Origin of the sequence: Argonema antarcticum A004/B2 (assembly GCF_023333585.1) — a bacterium.
GTDB classification, from domain to species: Bacteria; Cyanobacteriota; Cyanobacteriia; order Cyanobacteriales; family Aerosakkonemataceae; genus Argonema; species Argonema antarcticum.
Map to the genome: position 1 here is coordinate 37,546 of NZ_JAIQZN010000005.1, position 19,292 is coordinate 56,837.

General features: G+C 46.6%; 22 protein-coding genes. 11 read left to right on the plus strand and 11 right to left on the minus strand.

From position 1 onward, the window contains the following. Window positions 1-163: 163 nt before the first annotated feature. Entirely contained in the window at window positions 164-1,174 is a 1,011-nt protein-coding gene (locus LAY57_RS03305; RefSeq protein ID WP_249064873.1) for an alpha/beta fold hydrolase, read from the plus strand. Window positions 1,175-1,364: 190 nt separating this feature from the next. On the opposite strand, the gene LAY57_RS03310 is transcribed toward LAY57_RS03305, so the two are convergent. After that, window positions 1,365-1,967, minus strand: coding sequence for a hypothetical protein (locus LAY57_RS03310; RefSeq protein WP_249064874.1), 603 nt, complete (start codon window positions 1,965-1,967; stop codon window positions 1,365-1,367). A 50-nt stretch (window positions 1,968-2,017) separates the two neighbouring features. Further along, window positions 2,018-3,691 carry a tetratricopeptide repeat protein gene (locus LAY57_RS03315; RefSeq protein WP_249064875.1) on the minus strand — a complete coding sequence of 558 codons (1,674 nt, stop codon included), beginning with the start codon at window positions 3,689-3,691 and terminating at the stop codon, window positions 2,018-2,020. 35 nt (window positions 3,692-3,726) lie between these two features. Here LAY57_RS03315 and LAY57_RS03320 point away from each other — a divergent pair, with 35 nt between their 5' ends. Beyond that, complete coding sequence (locus tag LAY57_RS03320) at window positions 3,727-4,767, plus strand: hypothetical protein (protein ID WP_249064876.1); 1,041 nt, start codon at window positions 3,727-3,729, stop codon at window positions 4,765-4,767. A gap of 21 nt (window positions 4,768-4,788) precedes the next feature. On the opposite strand, the gene LAY57_RS03325 is transcribed toward LAY57_RS03320, so the two are convergent. Both LAY57_RS03325 and LAY57_RS03330 read right to left on the minus strand, forming a co-directional pair. Beyond that, on the minus strand, window positions 4,789-5,046 hold the full coding sequence (locus LAY57_RS03325; protein ID WP_249064877.1) for a transporter suffix domain-containing protein: 258 nt from the start codon (window positions 5,044-5,046) through the stop codon (window positions 4,789-4,791). 383 nt (window positions 5,047-5,429) lie between these two features. Continuing rightward, window positions 5,430-6,314, minus strand: a complete 885-nt coding sequence (locus LAY57_RS03330) for a carbohydrate ABC transporter permease (protein WP_249064878.1) — start codon at window positions 6,312-6,314, stop codon at window positions 5,430-5,432. A 265-nt stretch (window positions 6,315-6,579) separates the two neighbouring features. Between LAY57_RS03330 and LAY57_RS03335 the strand changes: the two genes are divergently transcribed. Beyond that, a complete protein-coding gene (locus LAY57_RS03335) occupies window positions 6,580-7,275 on the plus strand; it encodes an aldehyde oxygenase (deformylating) (protein ID WP_249064879.1) in 696 nt (231 codons plus the stop codon). Window positions 7,276-7,440: 165 nt separating this feature from the next. Continuing rightward, window positions 7,441-8,463, plus strand: coding sequence for a long-chain acyl-[acyl-carrier-protein] reductase (locus tag LAY57_RS03340; protein ID WP_249064880.1), 1,023 nt, complete (start codon window positions 7,441-7,443; stop codon window positions 8,461-8,463). Between the two features lie 85 nt (window positions 8,464-8,548). Here LAY57_RS03340 and LAY57_RS03345 read toward each other — a convergent pair whose 3' ends face one another. The 3 genes from LAY57_RS03345 to LAY57_RS03355 are packed head-to-tail and all read right to left on the minus strand — an operon-like array spanning window position 8,549 to window position 9,289. Continuing rightward, window positions 8,549-8,695: a hypothetical protein gene (locus LAY57_RS03345; RefSeq protein WP_249064881.1), complete on the minus strand. Its 147-nt coding sequence runs from the start codon at window positions 8,693-8,695 to the stop codon at window positions 8,549-8,551. Next, window positions 8,688-9,005 carry a hypothetical protein gene (locus LAY57_RS03350; protein WP_249064882.1) on the minus strand — a complete coding sequence of 106 codons (318 nt, stop codon included), beginning with the start codon at window positions 9,003-9,005 and terminating at the stop codon, window positions 8,688-8,690. The genes LAY57_RS03345 and LAY57_RS03350 overlap by 8 nt, the downstream gene beginning before the upstream one ends. Beyond that, on the minus strand, window positions 8,999-9,289 hold the full coding sequence (locus tag LAY57_RS03355) for a hypothetical protein (protein ID WP_249064883.1): 291 nt from the start codon (window positions 9,287-9,289) through the stop codon (window positions 8,999-9,001). The genes LAY57_RS03350 and LAY57_RS03355 overlap by 7 nt, the downstream gene beginning before the upstream one ends. A 291-nt stretch (window positions 9,290-9,580) precedes the next feature. Here LAY57_RS03355 and LAY57_RS03360 point away from each other — a divergent pair, with 291 nt between their 5' ends. The 3 genes from LAY57_RS03360 (at window position 9,581) to folE (ending at window position 12,359) form a co-directional block, all read left to right on the plus strand. Next, the gene (locus LAY57_RS03360; RefSeq protein ID WP_249064884.1) at window positions 9,581-10,555 is read left to right on the plus strand and encodes an acetyl-CoA carboxylase carboxyltransferase subunit alpha; all 975 of its coding nucleotides are present in this window, start codon (window positions 9,581-9,583) and stop codon (window positions 10,553-10,555) included. Window positions 10,556-10,866: 311 nt separating this feature from the next. Beyond that, window positions 10,867-11,592 (plus strand): SDR family oxidoreductase, encoded by a 726-nt coding sequence (locus LAY57_RS03365; protein WP_249064885.1) that lies wholly within the window; start codon window positions 10,867-10,869, stop codon window positions 11,590-11,592. 56 nt (window positions 11,593-11,648) lie between these two features. Continuing rightward, window positions 11,649-12,359 carry a GTP cyclohydrolase I FolE gene (gene folE, locus LAY57_RS03370; RefSeq protein WP_249064886.1) on the plus strand — a complete coding sequence of 237 codons (711 nt, stop codon included), beginning with the start codon at window positions 11,649-11,651 and terminating at the stop codon, window positions 12,357-12,359. Window positions 12,360-12,536: 177 nt separating this feature from the next. Here folE and LAY57_RS03375 read toward each other — a convergent pair whose 3' ends face one another. After that, complete coding sequence (locus LAY57_RS03375) at window positions 12,537-13,172, minus strand: phosphoribosylanthranilate isomerase (RefSeq protein ID WP_249064887.1); 636 nt, start codon at window positions 13,170-13,172, stop codon at window positions 12,537-12,539. Between the two features lie 136 nt (window positions 13,173-13,308). On the opposite strand from LAY57_RS03375, the gene psaK (LAY57_RS03380) reads away from it, so the two are divergent. From psaK (LAY57_RS03380) to LAY57_RS03395, 4 genes are all read left to right on the plus strand, one after another. Next, the gene (gene psaK, locus LAY57_RS03380) at window positions 13,309-13,587 is read left to right on the plus strand and encodes a photosystem I reaction center subunit PsaK (RefSeq protein ID WP_249064888.1); all 279 of its coding nucleotides are present in this window, start codon (window positions 13,309-13,311) and stop codon (window positions 13,585-13,587) included. Window positions 13,588-13,823: 236 nt separating this feature from the next. Next, window positions 13,824-14,081: a photosystem I reaction center subunit PsaK gene (gene psaK, locus LAY57_RS03385; protein ID WP_249064889.1), complete on the plus strand. Its 258-nt coding sequence runs from the start codon at window positions 13,824-13,826 to the stop codon at window positions 14,079-14,081. Window positions 14,082-14,391: 310 nt separating this feature from the next. Beyond that, window positions 14,392-15,615: a site-2 protease family protein gene (locus tag LAY57_RS03390; RefSeq protein WP_249064890.1), complete on the plus strand. Its 1,224-nt coding sequence runs from the start codon at window positions 14,392-14,394 to the stop codon at window positions 15,613-15,615. A 257-nt stretch (window positions 15,616-15,872) separates the two neighbouring features. Beyond that, entirely contained in the window at window positions 15,873-16,379 is a 507-nt protein-coding gene (locus LAY57_RS03395) for a DUF4278 domain-containing protein (RefSeq protein WP_249064891.1), read from the plus strand. A gap of 223 nt (window positions 16,380-16,602) precedes the next feature. Here the strand turns inward: LAY57_RS03395 and LAY57_RS03400 are convergent, their stop codons facing one another. The 3 genes from LAY57_RS03400 to LAY57_RS03410 all read right to left on the minus strand — a co-directional run bounded on the left by LAY57_RS03400 (window position 16,603) and on the right by LAY57_RS03410 (window position 19,194). After that, window positions 16,603-17,346: a lipoate--protein ligase family protein gene (locus LAY57_RS03400; protein WP_249064892.1), complete on the minus strand. Its 744-nt coding sequence runs from the start codon at window positions 17,344-17,346 to the stop codon at window positions 16,603-16,605. Window positions 17,347-17,409: 63 nt separating this feature from the next. Next, the gene (locus LAY57_RS03405; protein ID WP_249064893.1) at window positions 17,410-17,895 is read right to left on the minus strand and encodes a YbjN domain-containing protein; all 486 of its coding nucleotides are present in this window, start codon (window positions 17,893-17,895) and stop codon (window positions 17,410-17,412) included. 234 nt (window positions 17,896-18,129) lie between these two features. Next, on the minus strand, window positions 18,130-19,194 hold the full coding sequence (locus LAY57_RS03410) for a class I SAM-dependent methyltransferase (protein ID WP_249064894.1): 1,065 nt from the start codon (window positions 19,192-19,194) through the stop codon (window positions 18,130-18,132). Window positions 19,195-19,292: the final 98 nt, after the last annotated feature.

Genomic DNA, 19,292 nt, shown 5'->3' on the forward strand with positions numbered 1-19,292 from the left:
TTAACGCAAAGGACGCAAAGGTAAGCGCAGAGTTACGCAGAGGAGAAGAATTAAGCTGCTACGCATTTAATTTGTATGTTTAGCGGGAGTGGGAGAGTGGGGGAGTGGGGGAGTGGGAGAGGAATTGAAGGTTTGATTGCCGGATTAGAAATATCCGAATTAGATGCGTGTTAGCTTAGCATCTTTATCCCTAGCTGATAAATTACGATTATACAAGTACAAAACAATGCAAGATTGGTGGCAAATCGCATTTCCAAAAGGGCGTCAAAATCTTACGATTACTGATGCTAGCGGACATCCCGTAAAAATATCTTATGGCGAAAAAGGAACGGGGAAACCGCTATTTTTAGTGCATGGTATTGGCAGTTGGAGCTATGGTTGGCGTCATATTATTGAGCCCCTATCGAAATACTTTCGGGTGATTTGTTTCGATGCTAAAGGACATGGTTTTTCTGATAAACCATTGTATTCCGAAGAATTGGCTCACCAAAGTATTGAGATGGAGCGAATTATTCGAGGTTTATGCGATGAACCTGCTGTCGTGGTAGCGCAATCATTAGGAGCTATAATAACACTTGCTTTAGCTGAGAATAATCCTGAGTTATTCGCTCGATTGGCGGTGATTAATGTACCCATTTTCCCTAAAGAACTTCCAACTTTGTGGATGCAATTGCTAGCTGCTTTACCTCTGGATTTAGTCCGTGCTGTTGATGATTTGCGGCTGGCAAATACATTTGCACCAATGTTACGACAGATGGTAATGTTTGGGCGTCACGAAGTTGTCGTAGATCCAGAACAAATAACAGCCGAAGAAGTATACTGGATTACTTATCCATATATTGAATTACCCAATACAATTACAAAAACTGCGGAGGATTTACAACACGCTGCTCAAGAAATTGATCGATCGCTCCATAACCAACCAAATATCATATACACTATTCAAGATAATTTGTCAAGAATAACTTGTCCGACTCTAGTTTTATGGGGCGAACAAGACAGATGGTTTCCCGCCAGCAATGGGGAAAAATTACACGCACGCTTACCCAGTTCTAGGTTAAAAATTCTCCCCAATTGCGGTCACGATGCGGCGGGTGGTTCTCCAGAAGCAGTGAATGCGGCGATTCTTGAGTTTTTGCGCGATACTGATTTTCTCGATAGGGCAGATGTATAGCAACCGCTTTCGTCGGTTAAGCCATAAATCTGGGGTAGGGGCGAACGCGAGTGCGTGCCGGAGGCATTAGCAAACGGGTGTGAAAGTCTTTGACTGTGAGCCATAAATTATCAGCCCCAATGAATCGCGCATCCGCGCCGCAAGAGCGAACGCCCCTACAAAATTGGGATGCTCCCCTGTCAAAATGGAGTTAGCCTAAACCCAAGGCTTTGGAAATCAACGGGAATAGCTTGTTAGCAGCTTCAACTAATGTTGCAGCAGTAGGCAATCCAGCAATTGTGCCTTTCAAAATCTTAATTGCCGTTTTTGCCATTTTCTGCATGGCTCCTTCTTGAGGCTTTTGACCGGCTTCTGCTAAAGCTTTTACTTGCTCTAGGGCCTCAGCTTTATCCTCATCAGATAAGTTTGTGTCAGTCTCAATTGCGGCTTGCAGTTGGGTTAACAATTCTTTGATTCCAGGCTGATCTGGTTCAGGTGAGTCTGGTAACTGGTTGAGGGAATTGGTAACTGTGTTGGTGATTTCACTTATATTCAAAGTTGACTCAGTAACATTTCCAGAAACTTTGATGTTACTGCTTTGGTCAATACTGTCGCTCATAGATTTACTTGCGGCTGTAGCTATAACTTCAATATTAACAGGTCTAGTAGCCAGTTGCTTAATAATTAACATCTGATCTACACATTGTTGCCGATAAAATGTTATCAGTTCGTCTTTAAGACTTAGTTCAGCCCGATATCTTGCCTCAAGCGCTCTGAGCAAAACTTCATAGTCAGGAGTAGAATCGCTATCCATTCCTAGCAACTTGAGAGAATTGTAATTTTTTCAAGTGGCATATTTGATGTTTATGAACTTTTTAAAGCTCTAAATGTGGATGGAAAGCGATCGCGGGTGTATATCTCTAAAGCACCGGCGTAGCAGCGGATCGCCTGCTCCAAGTTCTCCAGACGTTCCCCTTTAAACAGCTTACTGTAGGCAATGCCCAAATTGGTTTGAATGCCAGCCCATTGCTCTGGGAAAGCTTCCTGGGTATACACTTCTAAAGCAGCACGATGATAGCGTATTGCCTGCTCCAAGTTGTCTGCCTGTTCTCCTCGATGCCGCCGAATGTACTCAAGTCCTAGATTATATTGGATTCTAGCCCAGTCTTCTGGAAAAGCTTCACGGGTATAAACTTGCAAAGCATTGTGATAGCAGGCAATCGCTTTTTCCATATTTTTTGACTGTTCACCAAAGCTGCGTTCGCCGTAAGCTGCCGCCAGATTGCTTTGGGTTCTAGCCCACTCTTCTGGAAAAGCTCCACGGGTAAAAACCTGCAAGGCATTCTCATAGTAGGCGATCGCTTGTTCCAGATTCTTTGACCGATCGCCAAGGAGACGTTCGCTGTAAGCCGCCGCCAGATTATTTTGTATACTAGCCCATTTTTCTGGGAAAGCTTCGCGGCTATAAACCTGCAAGGCATTATCATAGCAGGCGATCGCTTGTTCCAGATTCATTGACCGATCGCCACGGATGCGTTGGCTGTAAGCATTCCCTATATTCATTTGCGCCATTGCCCATTGTTGTGGGAAAGCTTCGGGGGTAAAAATCTCCCACGCATTCTTATAGCAGGCGATCGCTTGTTCCAGGTTCTCTGCACGATCTCCAAGAAGTCGCTGACGATAGACGCTTCCCAGATTATTTTGGATACTAGCCCATTGTTTTGGGAAAACTTTGCGGCTATAAACCTCCAAGGCATTCTGATAACAGTTGAGCGCAACTTCCAGATTTTCTGCCCGTTCCCCTCGGATTCGCTCAACGTAGGCATTACCCAAATTGGTTTGAATATCAGCCCATTCTTCTGGGAAGCGATCGCGGGTAAAAAAGATGGCAACGACCTCGTAGCCGATAATGGCAATCTCCAAGTTATCAGACCTGCTGCCCATTGGGAACTGCGCCATTAGGTTGCTGAAATTGCCAATAACCGCTGCGATGCTTTGGGCTTGTTTTGCCTCGACTTCTGCCAAAGTAGCAACTGTCCAGTCCCGCAACAGTTGTGCAAAATTATTATCCAGTTTGTCTAGATTGGTTTGCAGAAGTGGGTACACCACTTCCGGGTCGCCGTTGCTCTCTAATGTTGTTTGCAATACCTTCTTCAACAAATCATATTTGTTAGCGGTTGCAACGAAATTCACTGATGCTTTATCTATTCCAGCGGTCAGCTGCGTAGCAACATTCAGCAACCAATTAGCAGCGTTCGAGTCGCCCTGCTTTGCCAGTACAGCTGCTACCTGTTCCATCGTCACTACCAAGCTAGGGTCAATCAGGTCTGGGTTAGCCGTAAAGATGTTAGCTTCTTCCCCGCTAGGACTGGCCAGTAGCGCTTCAATAAGATTGAGATAGGCTTGATGGCGTTTTTCATCCATTACTGTTACTGTTCTTCTTGTGCAGTCGGCTTCCTTACACGATTGTAGAGCAATCAACAATTGTGTAGCCGAGATTTCCACTCGTCGGACGATCGCATCCCCAGATCGTGCCATAATAATCCCTCTGTGACCTCACGATCGCTCCACTCATGGCCCAATCTTCCCAGCCTCAGAAGGATCTTGTATCTGCCCTTAATCTCGGCGCTGAGTTAAACTTCCAACTGCCCGATCCAGAAGACGAGCAGATTCCAGACCTTGATTTTAACAACCAGGTGGATATCGCTTGGCAAGTATGCGATCGCTTCGACCTGCAAACGGAAATCTGGCGAGGTAGGATTTTACGGGTGGTGCGCGATCGCGAAAAAAAAGGCGGCGATGGTAGGGGGACTGGCTTCCTCAACTGGCTCAAGGAACGAGAAATTAGCAAAAGTCAGGCTTATTCTATGATTGAGCTAGCCAACAGCGCCGATACGCTTATGGTAGAAGGAAAGCTCGACTCTGCTGCCATCAGAAACTTCAGCAAACGCGCTTTTGTGGAAACTGCCAAATCATCTCCAGAAATACAGCAACTGGTGACTGATGCGGCTCAAAAAGGAGATCGCATCACCCGCCGGGAAGTCCGCCAGCTGGCTGATGAATGGACCGCCATGACATCGGATTTACTCCCCGATGAAGTCAAAGTCAAAGCAGCGGATCATACCATTCCTTCACGCTACCTTGCGCCTCTGGTGAAGGAATTGGGAAAATTACCAGAATCTCATGTCACAGCTTTGCAAGAGGAAGTCGCCGAAGATCCCAGCGTCGATAGACTTAAACAGGTAACTTCAGACGCCCGCAACTTAGCCAAATATCTCGACGCCGCCGCCCAAGTGCAAGCCATTAACCACTCATCCGTAGATATGGAAATGGCGCTAGAAGAAGCGCTGCGCCTGGGTTGTTTGAATACGGCATCCGAGTTAGTCAAGCAGGCGTCTGGGCTGGAACAAACGATCGCCAAACTATACACCACTTGGAAGCGTCTCGGCAGTTTGGCAGATAGACTCTATGTAGATACCGGCGCGAGTAGTCCTAATTTGCGATCGCTCCTCAGTTGCTTAGAGCGACTTAGCGGTGAAGCGATCGAAGTCCCTCTAGATGATAGTGGCGATCGCACTATTCGCCTACGAATTATCACAGATTCTGATAGATAATTTGCAGTGCCCGATGTAATTTCACCGTCTGGATCGCCATCTTTTCAACTTCTTCCAAATATAACCAAAGCTGAAATAACGCCGATATTTAGTAGCGACTTCTTTTCCCGCTAACACCAAACCCAACCAGAAAAAAACTTCAGCTATAATAGCCAGAATTGGAACCAATACAGCCTTTTGTGATAAATCCAGCGGCAGGAATGGCACAACAAAAATTATTGCTACCCAAGGCAGAAGAGATGCGACAATTAAAGACAAACCTAGATTCTTGAGATTCATTTCATATCATGTCCGGTAGCATCGGTTACCTAAAAAAAACTGTGATATCATGTCCTGTGGCATCGGTTGTCTAAAAAAAATAACTCTCTTATCTGTGTTCATCTGTGTTCATCTGTCTTCATCTGTGGTAAAAATTTAACTCTCGATGACAACAGACAATTTCTCGCATCACGCTTACGCTACCGATGCAACCGGACATCATATGATTATTATTATCTGCGTTTATCTGTCTTAATCTGCGGTAAAAATTTAACCACCGATGAAACAGACAATTTGACGATATCACTCATTATGCTAACAATGCAACCGGACTTGATATCACTTACTGCCTACAATTTATCTGCCTACCTTGGCGATTTACTTTGTGTAGATCGGCGTTAAAATCAATGATTAATCCCAGTTGTAGCAATACCGCGCATAAATTGTCGCTGACCGGCTAAAAACAGCAACACCACTGGCACTGTCGCAATCACAACAGCCGCCATCATTAAAGGCCAATTATTAGTAAATTGATCCTGAAACTCTGCCAAAGCCAATTGAACCGTCTTTAACTCCGGTCTTGTTGTAAAAACCAGCGGCTTAAACAAATCATTCCACTCAGCGATAAACGTGAATAGAAACAGCGTCACCAAAGCCGGACGAGACAAAGGCAGCATTACCCACCACAAAATTTGGAGCCGGTTAGCCCCATCCAGCGCTGCCGCTTCTGACAATTCCACCGGCACCGTTAGGAAATATTGCCTCAGCATAAAAATGCCAAATCCGTTAGCCGCCGTGGGTAAAATCAACGCCCAATAAGTGTTAATTGCGTGTCCCCACTTCAGCACCAAAAAGATCGGAATTACTAATAACTGAAAGGGAATCACTAGGGTTGCCAAAATAATCAATAGCAAAACTTGCCTCCCGCGAAATTTTAACCTGGCCAAGGCATAGCCTGCCAAAGCCGAGGTGACAACCTGAAACCCAGTTACCGCCAAAGCCACTAAAGTGGAATTAGCAAAAGCCAGGAGAAAATTTCCCCTCTCCCAAGCCTCCCGATAGTTTTGCCAAGACCAACCTTTCTGCCAAGGGGCTAAACTGGGAGTCACCCCGATCGAGGAAAACGATGTGAGGAATACCACCCCTAGCGGCAGCAGGACAACGCCCGCACCAACTCCCAGCAATACCGGGACTAACCATTTAAGGCGGCGTTTCCGCACAATCGGTAGCCCTGCGGGCTGATTTTGACGATCGGCGGCAGAATGACCTTCCCTATTTTGCTCAGACATCTATCTCTATCAGAAGGATTTGCATACAATACACTCTAGGTATTAATTCCGATTTTCACACCCAGGCTAGATCCTAGTTTGGCAGATTCCCGGTAATGATAAGGTAAGTCCAATGGGTTCCTTTGACCAGAAAACCAGCGCTTTTTCGAGATTCTGGTAAATTGTATTTAAATTGCGGATGAGGGTCTCCCAGGCCCGCTTTTCGCCCAGGGTCGATTTTGGATCGACGAGTATCTACCAATAATGTTGAGGAGACAAATTATATATGCCGCAGCTTGAGGCCAGCCCAGCAATTGACTTCCACACCGAAACCTACAAAGACGCCTACAGCCGCATCAACGCGATTGTAATTGAAGGCGAACAAGAGGCCCACGATAATTACGTCCAACTGGCTGAACTGCTGCCCAATGAGAAGGATCGCTTAATTAGCCTCTCCAAGATGGAGAGTCGCCACAAAAAAGGGTTTGAAGCCTGTGGGCGCAATCTCGAAGTGACGCCGGACATGGAATTTGCCCGCGAGTTTTTTGCTCAGTTGCACAAAAATTTCCAAGATGCACTTCCTGAAGGCCGAATCGTCACTTGTTTGCTGATTCAGTCTCTGATTATCGAATGTTTTGCGATCGCAGCTTACAACATCTATATCCCCGTTGCCGACCCCTTTGCCCGTAAAATCACTGAAGGCGTTGTTAAAGACGAATACTCTCACCTTAACTTTGGCGAAGTCTGGCTAAAAGAACACTTTGAGGAATCACGAACCGAAGTGGAACAAGCCAATCGTCAGAACCTACCCATAGTCTGGAAAATGCTTAACCAGGTGAAAGACGACGCCCACATCTTGGGTATGGAAAAAGAAGCCTTAGTTGAAGACTTCATGATTCAGTACGGAGAAGCCCTCAGCAATATCGGTTTTACCACCCGCGATATTATGCGGATGTCAGCATACGGTTTAGTAGCTGCTTAACTTCAGAGTGAGTACAGAGTACGACTCAAAACTCAAAACTTTTACCGCCGATTAGTCTCTAGCTGTACTAATCGGCCCTTTTGTGTAGTATTTTTAAGGGTCAGTAACAATTTTTTATCGCTCTCACTTTACACAAGCTCCACTAAAGGTCTGCTTAAATAATTCATGTTTGGTCTCATAGGTCACCTTACCAGTTTGGAACACGCCCAGGCAGTCGCCAGAGACTTGGGCTACCCGGAATATGCCGATCAAGGGCTAGATTTTTGGTGCGCTGCTCCACCCCAAATCGTCGATACCATTAAAGTCACCAGCATTACAGGTCAACAAATCGAAGGTCAGTATGTAGAATCTTGCTTTTTGCCTGAAATGCTGGCAAATCGACGGATTAAAGCCGCCACCCGCAAAATTATTAATGCGATGGCTCACGCCCAAAAGCACGGTATCGATATCACGGCTTTAGGTGGCTTTTCCTCGATCATTTTTGAGAACTTCAATCTGAACCAAATTACCCAAGTCCGTAACATCAAGCTAGAATTTGAGCGTTTTACTACCGGCAATACCCACACGGCTTACATTATTTGTCGGCAGGTGGAACAAGCATCGAAAAAGCTAGGTATTGAATTGTCTAAGGCAACGGTAGCGGTTTGTGGGGCTACAGGGGACATTGGCAGTGCCGTCTGCCGCTGGTTAAATGCCCGTACCGATGTGCCCGAATTGTTGCTAATCGCACGCGATCGCGATCGATTGGAAGCTTTACAATCGGAACTGGGTAGGGGCAAAATTATGGGTTTGGAGGAGGCGCTACCCCTCGCTGATATCGTCGTCTGGGTCGCCAGTATGCCCAAAGGGGTTGAAATTGACCCCACTACCCTCAAGCAACCCTGTCTGCTCATTGATGGCGGCTATCCCAAAAACATGGGGACAAAAATCCAGCATCCCGGCATATTCGTCCTCAATGGCGGCATTGTGGAGCATTCCCTCGATATTGAGTGGAAAATAATGAGTATCGTCAATATGGATGTGCCCGCACGTCAGTTGTTTGCCTGTTTTGCCGAATCGATGCTGTTGGAATTTGAGAAGTGGCACACCAACTTTTCTTGGGGACGAAATCAGATTACCGTGGCAAAGATGGAGCAAATCGGTCAGGTATCGGTGAAACACGGGTTTCAACCGCTCTTGTCATTTTGAGTTAAATACGGAAGCGGGGCTAACCCCGCTTCTATTGCATTGATGTATTGGCAAGGGAGAAACTTTCGTTAAATAACGCAAGTTGCTAGTTATATAATTGAGGCTGAGATTCGGTACGTAGTTGCGATGTCACTCCCTTGACGGTAGCAACTAAATCAGGAGATGGTAGAGCAGAAGAGAAGCCATTTGCACTCAGAAAAATGTTCAAATCTCCATCAGATTTACTAAACAAATAGCGTATCTTTGCCAATCTCAAAGTTATCAATCATCGCCAAATCAGCATCACCTCCACCTATATAAAAACTTCTAGCAGGCGGGATTTTATTCTCTGTTTGTAACCGATCCAAAACGAATGTATCTTGACCGCTTCCGCCAATCAAAACATCGGCTTCGCTGACACCTAAACTATAAAAATCCAAACACTGCCCGCCGGTTGGAGTACCGCCAAGAACGCATGGCCCAGGAGAAAGGTTTACCGTACTCAGTACTGAGTGCTGAGTGCTGAGTGCTGAGTGCTGAGTAAGAAAAAGAGTACTCAGCACTTTCGCACTCGGTAAATGCCCCGCATAGCGAGTGGGCGGAATCTTATCATCAGGAGAAGGTTGATACCCCGCATAGCGAGTGGGCGGTCTTTTAACTCAGCACTCAGCACTTTCAACTCAGCACTCTTCATTCCGTAAATCTCATCTTGCTGAAAAATACCAGATGCAACTGGTACTGCAACATCCTGGTTTTTTCGCAGATAAAACTCCTCGTCAAACAACAGACTGGCTCTTCGACCTTCTGCTCTTTCAGAGTTGCTATGCTTTTGTTCAGTTAATATCATGTCCGGTTGCATCGGTAGCGTAAGCGTGATGCGAGAAATTGTCTGTTGTCATCGAGAGTTAAATTTTAACCACAGATGAAGACAGATGAACACAGATGAACACAGATAAGAGAGTTATTTTTTTTAGACAACCGATGCCACCGGACATGATATAAGAACATTTTTATTTCCTCTTACCCCCTCCCCTCTGCTCAAATAGCATACTCAGTACGGAAGAGCCGTAAGTTTTGTGCATACTCTACAGGGTACGATCTTGTAAAGAATCTATTCAACGTTATCCAAGTTCTTAACGTGGCCAGTCCCGATCGCAAACCGTTACTTTTAGACTTTGAAAAGCCCTTGGCGGAACTTGAAACCCGCATTGACCAGATTCGCCAACTTGCTTCCGAGAATGGCGTCGATGTATCTGAGCAAATTCGCCAGCTAGAAGCACGTTCGGTGCAACTTCGTCACGAAATCTTTACCAGTTTGTCACCAGCCCAGCGGCTGCAACTGGCTCGTCATCCCCGCCGTCCCAGCACCCTAGACTACATTCAGGCGATCAGCGATGAATGGATGGAACTGCACGGCGATCGCGGCGGTAGCGACGATCCAGCCCTGGTAGGCGGTATTGCCAGCGTCTCTGGACGTAGCGTGGTAATGCTAGGCCATCAAAAAGGCCGGGATACCAAGGACAACGTTCTCCGCAATTTTGGTATGGCTTCCCCAGGCGGTTATCGCAAAGCAATGCGGCTGATGGAACACGCCAACCGCTTTGGAATGCCGATTTTCACTTTTATTGACACTCCGGGTGCTTGGCCGGGTTCAGAGGCAGAAGAACTAGGTCAAGGAGAAGCGATCGCCTACAATTTACGCGAGATGTTTGGCCTTGATGTTCCCATCCTCTGCACTGTCATCGGCGAAGGCGGTTCTGGAGGTGCTTTGGGTATTGGCGTAGGCGATCGACTGTTGATGTTTGAACATTCAGTTTATTATGTCGCCAGCCCAGAAGCCTGTGCTTCTATTCTCTGGAAAGATGCCTCCAAAGCCCCTCAAGCGGCAGAAGCACTCAAAATTACCGCTTGGGATCTCAAAAATCTCGGTATTCTAGACGAGCTGTTGCCCGAACCGACTAGCGGAGCCCACTCCGAACCCCTCAAAGCCGCCGCTACCCTTAAGCAGGCTCTCCTGAACCATCTGGAAGAACTCACCCAGATGACTTGCCAACAGCGTCGCGAGCTGCGCTATCAAAAGTTTCGTCGCATTGGTGTTTTCACCGAAATATAGCAAAGTGCTAAGTGCTGAGTGCTGAGTACAGTCTCCGCCTTGCTTTGAGCGTTTAATACTGTCCTAATCGCCTTGGCGACTGCTATATCAGGTTGAAATTTTGAAGGTAACAATCCACTTTTGGAGTGATAGAATTATAACTGTTACAATTGTTTACATAGCTCTCATTTTGGGCTGGCTCTAGGTGGGCTGGGCGGCATAAGCGCAAAACGCCTGAAATGGGAGCTAGCACAAAGCGGCAAGGTAGTTTGCCAAAAGCAAATATCTTAAAGCGATGGGATGTTCCATCCAAGTGTCTAAAAATTTAATTAATGAGTGCTTCAACCGAAAAACGCGCCCTGATTACAGGGGCAAGCAGTGGGATTGGCAAGGCAACAGCTTTAGCATTTGCGGCGGCTGGAATTCACGTAGCGTTAGTCAGCCGCGATCTGGAAAAATTGACAGCGGTAGCCCAAAACGCGATCTTTGCTGGGGTAGAAGCGAAGGCTTACGCCCTAGACCTAGCTAAGCTCGAGCAGGTGAAAGAGGAGATTAGCGCGATCGCGGCTGACTTTGGCCCGATTGACATTCTCGTCAACAATGCTGGCATGGGGTACACCGCCGATTTGAGTGAAACGCCCCTCTCTGACTGGCAGAGGGTAATAGACCTGAATCTCACCAGCGTTTTTCAGTGCATACAGGGAATACTACCGATGATGCGCGATCGCCAGCAAGGCACAATTATCAACGTGGCCTCAATTGCTGGCAAACAAGTCTTTCCTGGCTGGGGAGCCTACTGCGTCAGCAAGTTTGGCTTGATGGCTTTATCCAAAACCCTGGCGGCTGAGGAACGCGAGCGCGGAATTCGCGTAACCGCTATCTGTCCTGGCTCCGTCAATACCCCGATTTGGGATACAGACACGGTTAGCGTTAACTTTGACCGCTCAGCGATGTTAACCCCCGAAATCGTCGCGCAGTCAATTCTACAGACGGCGCTGCTACCAGAACAAGCAGTAATTGAAGAGTTAACCCTCGTGGCTAGCGCGGGAACCCTTTAGATTGCTGCCTCTGTGTTCACCTTAACCCGATTGCAATACTTTAATCAAGGCTTATCATGACTATCGCTTCCTCCAATGGCTCCAATAGTTCTACCTCTCTTTCCGTCAGTTCCAATGGGATTTTGAATGTCCCGACAAGGCCCGATCGCAACACGCTCAACGGTCGCGAACCCAACTTGCACCCACCTACGGAAGAAACCACCGAGAAAATGATGGACGCCGTGCGGACGATCCTATTGGGAGTGGGAGAAGATCCGGAGCGAGAAGGCTTACTCAAAACACCCAAGCGAGTCGCAGAGGCGATGAAGTTTCTCACCAGTGGCTACAATCAGTCCCTAGAAGAACTTGTTAACGACGCCATCTTTGATGAAGGCCATAACGAGATGGTTCTTGTGCGGGATATCAATTTCTTTAGCCTCTGCGAACATCACATGCTGCCGTTTATGGGCAGGGCTCACGTCGCCTATATTCCCAACCAAAGAGTGGTGGGACTGAGCAAGCTGGCGCGGATTGTAGAAATGTATGGCCGTCGTTTGCAAGTGCAAGAACGCCTGACTCGTCAGATTGCCGAAGCAGTTCAAACTATTTTGGAGCCGAAGGGAGTCGCTGTCGTGATGGAAGCCACCCATATGTGCATGGTGATGCGGGGTGTCCAAAAACCCGGTTCTTGGACTGTCACCAGTGCAATGTTGGGTATATTCCAAGATGAACAAAAAACTCGCGAAGAGTTCCTCAACTTGATTCGCCATCAACCAGCTTTCTTTTAGAAGCGGCTAGACAGTTTGGTCTTTCCGGCACCGTTACGATCTCTAATCCCCAAGTAGACCCCGCTTCGGGATTAGTTGAATTATCCCAACAAGTCACCGATCCCAGTCAAGAAGTTATAGTGGGTTGCGCGGCGAACTTCTGGCAACTCTAACCGCCTTGGCGGTTGCTATACTTCTTCAATAGCTGCTAATTCCTAGTTTCTCAAACAACTGAGCTACTTTATCTACGTCTTTATCTCCCGGAGATACCTCAACGCCGCTGGATAAATCGATACCGCTAGGTTGAACTTGGCTGAGGGCGTCCAATACATTATTTGGCGTCAAGCCACCTGCAAGCAACCAAGGACGACTGGGCATATATCCTTGCAAAGTAGACCAGTCGAGGGTTTTGCCGGTACCGCCTAGCTGAGTGGGATGGTAGGCGTCAAGCAGAAGTGTATCAACGGTGCTGGTGTAGGCATTTGTCCCAGATACCGATTTAGGTGTCTGTACTCTGAGCGCTTTGATTAGTTCCACATCGGGTAAAACCACGCGCAACTGATGGCAGAATTCGGGGGATTCATTGCCGTGCAACTGAACGCCATTTAATCTAGCCGCTGTAACTATTTGACAAATTTGCTCAATCGTGGTGTTAGCAAATACGCCAATGCGATCGACATCTACCGATAATTGCTCTACTACTGCCCGGATTTGCGCTGGGGTGACGTAGCGGGGAGATGTGGGGACACAGATAAAGCCTAGCGCGGTTGCTCCCAGTCGGGCGATCGCATCTCCCTGTTCCGGTTTCGTAATTCCACAAATCTTAACCCGCATTCAGCCTACTCCGTCGTTACAGTTGTACATTTGTATCAAAAGTTGGCAATTATGTTAACTCTTAAAACAGATTCTTGTTATTTTTTAACGGCTTTCTATAATTTTTGTTGTTGTTTAGTCAAGCAGGAAAAAGATTTTGCTTAACTTAACTTTACTTGCGGCAGTGCAGGCTACGGTTCCCAACACACCAGCATGGACTCCGGCGGTGGGACTTGTAATGATTTTATGCAACCTAGTTGCCATTGCGATCGGTCGCTTTGCCATCAAAAATCCGGGTGTTGGCCCAGATATTCCCGTAGGCAAGCCCGCTCTGTTTCGGAATTTTAACTTGCCGGAATTGCTGGCCACAACGAGTTTTGGACATATTCTCGGCGCAGGAGTCATTCTGGGACTGGCTAACGCGGGTGTACTTTAAGTTCTTCAATAGTGGCGACGAAATAGCGAAAAGTTTTTCATTTAAACATTTCTCGTCAAAAAAAAGTACGATTGGCTTGACCGGAACTTAACGCCTGTGGACTTGAAGGTGCCGACACCCTTGGTAGAAGCAGGAATGGAACCGATCGGCTTCGGTCTGCATAACTGTAGATAAGTGCGATCGAATTTCCAAAAGCAGAATAAAAGTGTCAGTTTCTTAATTTAGGAGAAAAAACCTTGATTAACTCGATCGTACTGGCCGTACAGGCTACCGTTCCCAATACACCAGCTTGGTCGCCCACTATTGGCCTTGTGATGATTATTTGCAATATCCTTGGGCTGGCGATCGCTCGCTTTGCTACCCAGGATCGGGGAAGCAAACCCCCTTCGCCCATACCCACACTTGGTTTTCCCCAATTACTAGCGGGTACAAGCTTTGGTCATATCTTGGGCGCAGGTGTCATTTTGGGATTGACCAACGTTGGAGCTATTTAACTGAATCGGCCTAAATCCCCCACTATAATCTTTACTCTGATGTAGTGATGGGTACTTCACCTAATTAGTCCCGCGCTGTCCGAATCCCCCTTTTTGTCGGGAGTTGGGGGATGATAGCGTGGGATGACAATCATCTTTCTCAAAATAGACTATACTTATCTTGACGAGCAAGAAAATTAAATTGCCTAGATTAAAGCACTTCAGACTAAAAAAACCAATTAATTTTCTATGCAGTTCTCAGACTTTTACAATTTCTAGAAAAGCATTACGTTAGATTGGCTCGTCAATATGCGAGTAAAGGAAATTTTTTATGCAAGCTGGGTGGCGAATTGGCTCTATATTTGGAATTCCGCTGTACATCGATCCCTCATGGCTAATTATTTTAGCTATTTTCACTTTTGCCAATGGCCAGGATTTGCAAGTAGGTTATCCCCAATGGGGGCCGTTGATGGCCTGGGGGATAGGCTTTTTAATGGCTATACTGCTGTTTGGCTCGGTACTCTTACATGAGTTGGGCCACAGTTTAGTGGCGCGATCGCAGGGCATCAAGGTCAGCTCGATTACGCTATTTCTGTTTGGGGGGATTGCTTCGATTGACCGAGAATCTAAAACGCCGGGATTAGCGTTTCAAGTAGCGATCGCAGGCCCAGCAGTTAGTATAACTCTATTCGCACTATTGGCAGTGCTGACTTACCTTTTGCCACCGTCTGGGCCAGCGGAAGTGTTAGTAGCAGATTTAGCTAGCATCAACTTGGTTTTAGCCCTGTTTAACCTTATTCCTGGCCTTCCTTTGGATGGAGGGCAGATTTTGAAAGCAGCGGTATGGAAGATTAAGGGCGATCGCTTTCAAGGTATCCATTGGGCAGCTCGCACGGGACAAGTGTTAGGATGGTCGGCAATTATCTTGAGTGCGATCGCCTTCCTAAACACCAGAGATCCCGGTACACTCTGGATTGCCCTACTCGGCTGGTTTGTCTTGCGGAATGCCAGCGCTTACGACCAAATAACCAACGTTCAGGAAATTTTGTTGCAGCTAACAGCCGCAGACGCAATGACGAGCGAATTTCGCGTCATTGATGCAGACATGACCCTGCGGCTGTTTGCAGATAATTATCTCCTCGAAACCACCCAGCCCCAGGTCTACTTCGCAGCTTCTGACGGTCGCTATCGCGGTTTAGTCTCGGTTGAGGATTTCCGTTCGGTGGAACGCAGTCGCTGGGAAACTGACACGCTTCATACTATTGTCAAACCTCTCAATGCGATCGATACCGTTGCAGAAAAGACGCCTTTGGTGGAAGCGATCAACCGCATGGAAACCGACAAATTACTTAGAATCACAGTGCTTTCACCCGCAGGCGCTGTCGCAGGTATCATCGATCGGGGTGATATTGTCCGGGTAATGGCCGAAAAGCTGAACGTAAAAATATCGGCAGCGCAAATTAAGCGGATCAAAGAAGAGGGTAGCTATCCTCCCGGATTGCCAATTCCGGGTCTAGCCGAAGCAGCGGTAGAGTCACTACCAAAACAGGAGTGAGGAGTTGAAATTCGGGTCTTTAGGAATTATTATGCTGATGTTCATGGTGAACATTTTTGTATAACAAGGCATCATTAAAACTTTGGATAACCGACATTATTTTATGATGCCTTTTCCAAATCAGCATAATTGGCAAGGGAAGAACCCCATGTACTGAGTTTGGTCAAGTGAATTAATGAGCAAAAGTTAGCCGAGCCGATTTATTTATTATATATTATGATATACGTTTCTACTTCTATATCAATGAGGTAATAGGAATGGCCTTTTTCTTCGTAGTGCCACTGGGTATTGTCCTGGTAGCTATCTATATCTTTAAAAAATCCGCCGACGAAATGGCCTATCTGGCTGCCACAATTTCACTCGTAGCCTTAATATTGAGTTTAATCATAGCACCTTGGCAGCTCCAAGTCTCGCTGTTGCTGCTTGTCCTGCTCATTACCAGCAAACGCCTGTTGCTGTTCTTTGAGCCCAGATCTGAATCTGAGCCAGACAAGACTGCGAAACTTATTTATCGCGGAGTTAACTACGAACATTCCTCTGGGAATCTGGAAGTTACGGAGGGTGAGATCGCAGGCAAATATCGCGGTCAGATTTGGAAATCTTGTAACGTAGAAAAGACACCTGAGATCCAGCCGAACTTTGAGCTAAAGTATCGAGGTATGAGCGTGAATTGTCAAAAACCTGTGACACCTTTAGTTGAAGAAAGTGTTGTTGGTGAAGATTTGAAGACATCCTCAGCACCAATTCACGCCGTTCAACCGTAAGAATGTCAAGAAACTCTGACTCATGCTCACTAAAAAGCTTGATTTATCAAATGCGCCTTATATCCCCGACGATACCGTTAAGTTAGTTGGGGATATAAGTCAGTCAAAACAGGGTACTCGACGTACCCTTAATATTCTCAGAAAAATGTAAGCACAATGCTTTAAGCGGAGTGTGTAGAGGCTGTTTGGCTCAGCCTTTAAGAGTAAAAATCTCTTAAGAATCTCAGTCTATGAGGGCCCTGAGTGTCAAAATAGCTTGCCATTCTGCCTCTGATAAGGGTTGTATCACCAGCTGAGCATCGAAACAGCGGGAGGCAGCAACACTCAGAGCATCTACAACACTTTGAATTAAGGCTTCTGTGCGATCGGGAATAGGTATGTCTACCGGCGGCGGTGCAGCAGAATCAAACACCTGAGCGAACAAAGCATCATCTGGTTGCAAACGCATGGAACCATGCTGCAAAATAGCATTGCCGCGACAAAGTTGAGCGCTACCAATTAACTTACAATTATTAGCCGATACTAAATCGGCACCTGTGGCGGTGCCAAAACAGTTGGGGTTGTGAATATAACCGCGCCCAGCATTACCATAGTGTAACTCCACGCCGAGCTTGAGCCAACCCGCAATCAAAAACTCACAAAGAGTTTGATAAACCTGGGTGCGACTACCCGTTAATCCAGAAGTAACGACAGCGTAAGTTAAATCGCCTTGGTGCAGCACAGCACGTCCACCACTAGGACGCCTCACCAATTCTACTTGCTGTCCTTGCCAAGTCAGGTGTTGCCAAAATTCAGGCCACCGACGCTGATGATATCCTAGCGAAATTGCTGGTGGCGACCAGGTGTAAAACCTCAAAGCAGGAGGATGCAAACCTTTGGAGTGCTGTTCTAGCAACCAAAGATCGATCGCCATTTGCACCCTACCTGGAGCTGAAAGCAGCGGAATTAGACGCCAAGAATTAGTCATTTGTCAAGAGAATTACAAATAAAGTTGAAATCTGCAATTCTTCATTTTGAAATTCTTTGATGACTATTGACCAAATTGCTGTTGCAAGAGTTCATCGTTGTTATCTGCGATCGTAGCCACAATCGTGATAGTGCGGGAGATTTCGCCAGGGGAAAGCTCAGCCACAGTACGACTTGATATCACAACAACTCGATCGTTGACAATTGCGAAACGAGCCTCAAAAGTTTCAGCGCCGTTCATTTCTAGAAGTTTCCGCATTAATTGCGGTTCGTCTTTAGCAGGTAGCCCCAGCACCGAAGACCAAACCGTCAAAGTGTCGTCATCTGTAGAGCCAGTGAGCTGCACAAACACCTCAACACTACCATACTTAAACTTCCACAGATGACCAACCTCAGTCTGACTGACCATCGCGCTGTCTTCCTGTGCCATGCTGGAGATAACGGTTTGAATCACCTCCACATAATTAACTCCCGTTGCTTCCTGTAGTAGCTCGTCGCTGGATAAGGTTTGAGTAGCAACTGTTTCTGCATCTGGCTGGTAAGTCGTCATAAAATATTTCTGTTTGTGCTTCGTTGGATATGTCTGAACCAACTGTATCCTCTAGAGATACGCTGCTGGACAGCTTATTAATTATTTTTTTATAGAATTGCACAAAAGATGGGGCTAGAGGCTAGAGTTTAAGCGATCGGCCCTCATCATTTAGCGGTTTGCGCTTGGATGAGGTACACAAGAGAAACCAGTTTCTTTCATCCCTCACTCACCTGACAAGGCTGTATTTCCCACTTACGACTCAGATGGCTTGTGTGCAATCCAATACTTGCTCACAAAGTGGACTTCAGTAGAAATATCCTTAAACCCTGCTTTCTCCAAACGTTCTACCAAATCATCAGTGGTGTAATGCTTGTAGTAGGGTTCGTGGAACATCGCTGGAAAATTTTCCATCATCGACATGAAATCAGGAGAATCGCTAACCTGAATCGAGTCGCAGATAACAAAGACTCCCCCTGGCTTAGTCACCCGGAAACATTCCTCGATTGTCCGCTGACGCACCGCCGCAGGTAGCTCGTGGAATAGAAAAACGCTAGTGACGGCATGAAAATAATTATTCAAGTAAGGTAGCTCCTCGACGTTAGCCTGGAGGAGTTGCGGCAATTCCCCTGGATTTTCAGATAACAGCTGATTTGCCTTCCGCAAATAAGCTGGTGAAAGATCCATACCAAAGATGGATGCTTGTGGCAGAGCGCCACGGATAAATTTCAGAGTCCGACCAGTCCCGCAAGCTACGTCTAAAACCCGGATTTGCTGGGGCGCAGTCGAACTAAAAGCTTTCAATCCTTCCTTGAGGGGAGCTAAAATTCGCCGACGCATCACATCTGCTGCGCCGTTAAAGAGAATTTCCACCTGCAAGTCATAGAGATTGGCTGACATATCGCTCAAGTAGCCGTCAGTCTGGTAATGGAAGTTTTGCAAGTAGTAGCTGGGATAACCAACCTTCTCAATCTCTGGCGAAAACTCTTGATATCTCTTCTGGTTAGCCCGTTGCTTGATTTGCGGCATATCCAACAAAATCGCCGGATAGAAGCGAAAAAAGTCTGACCAGGAGTTATCGAAAAGCAAGCTGGAGGGATATACACCTTGTTCGGCATCCTCCCAATCTGCTTCGAGCAGTCGAGCGAGCCTATGTTGAAGTTTTACTAAAATCTCTGGGCCTAGAGGTTTGAGATTCTGATGATCGGAAGGATAAATCAAGTTCAGCAACTGCGAACTTAATGTTTTGTGAGCTAGACCAAAGTAACTTTTGCCCTGCTGAAAAGTCTGATAGGCCAGTTTTGTTAGGGTGTCAGACATGGGAATTGCTTGCTCGATTTTAGATGGGTGGCTATTTACTGTAAATAATTGTAACGAAAAAATATAGACTTTACGGATACAAAAACAGCCACCAACAG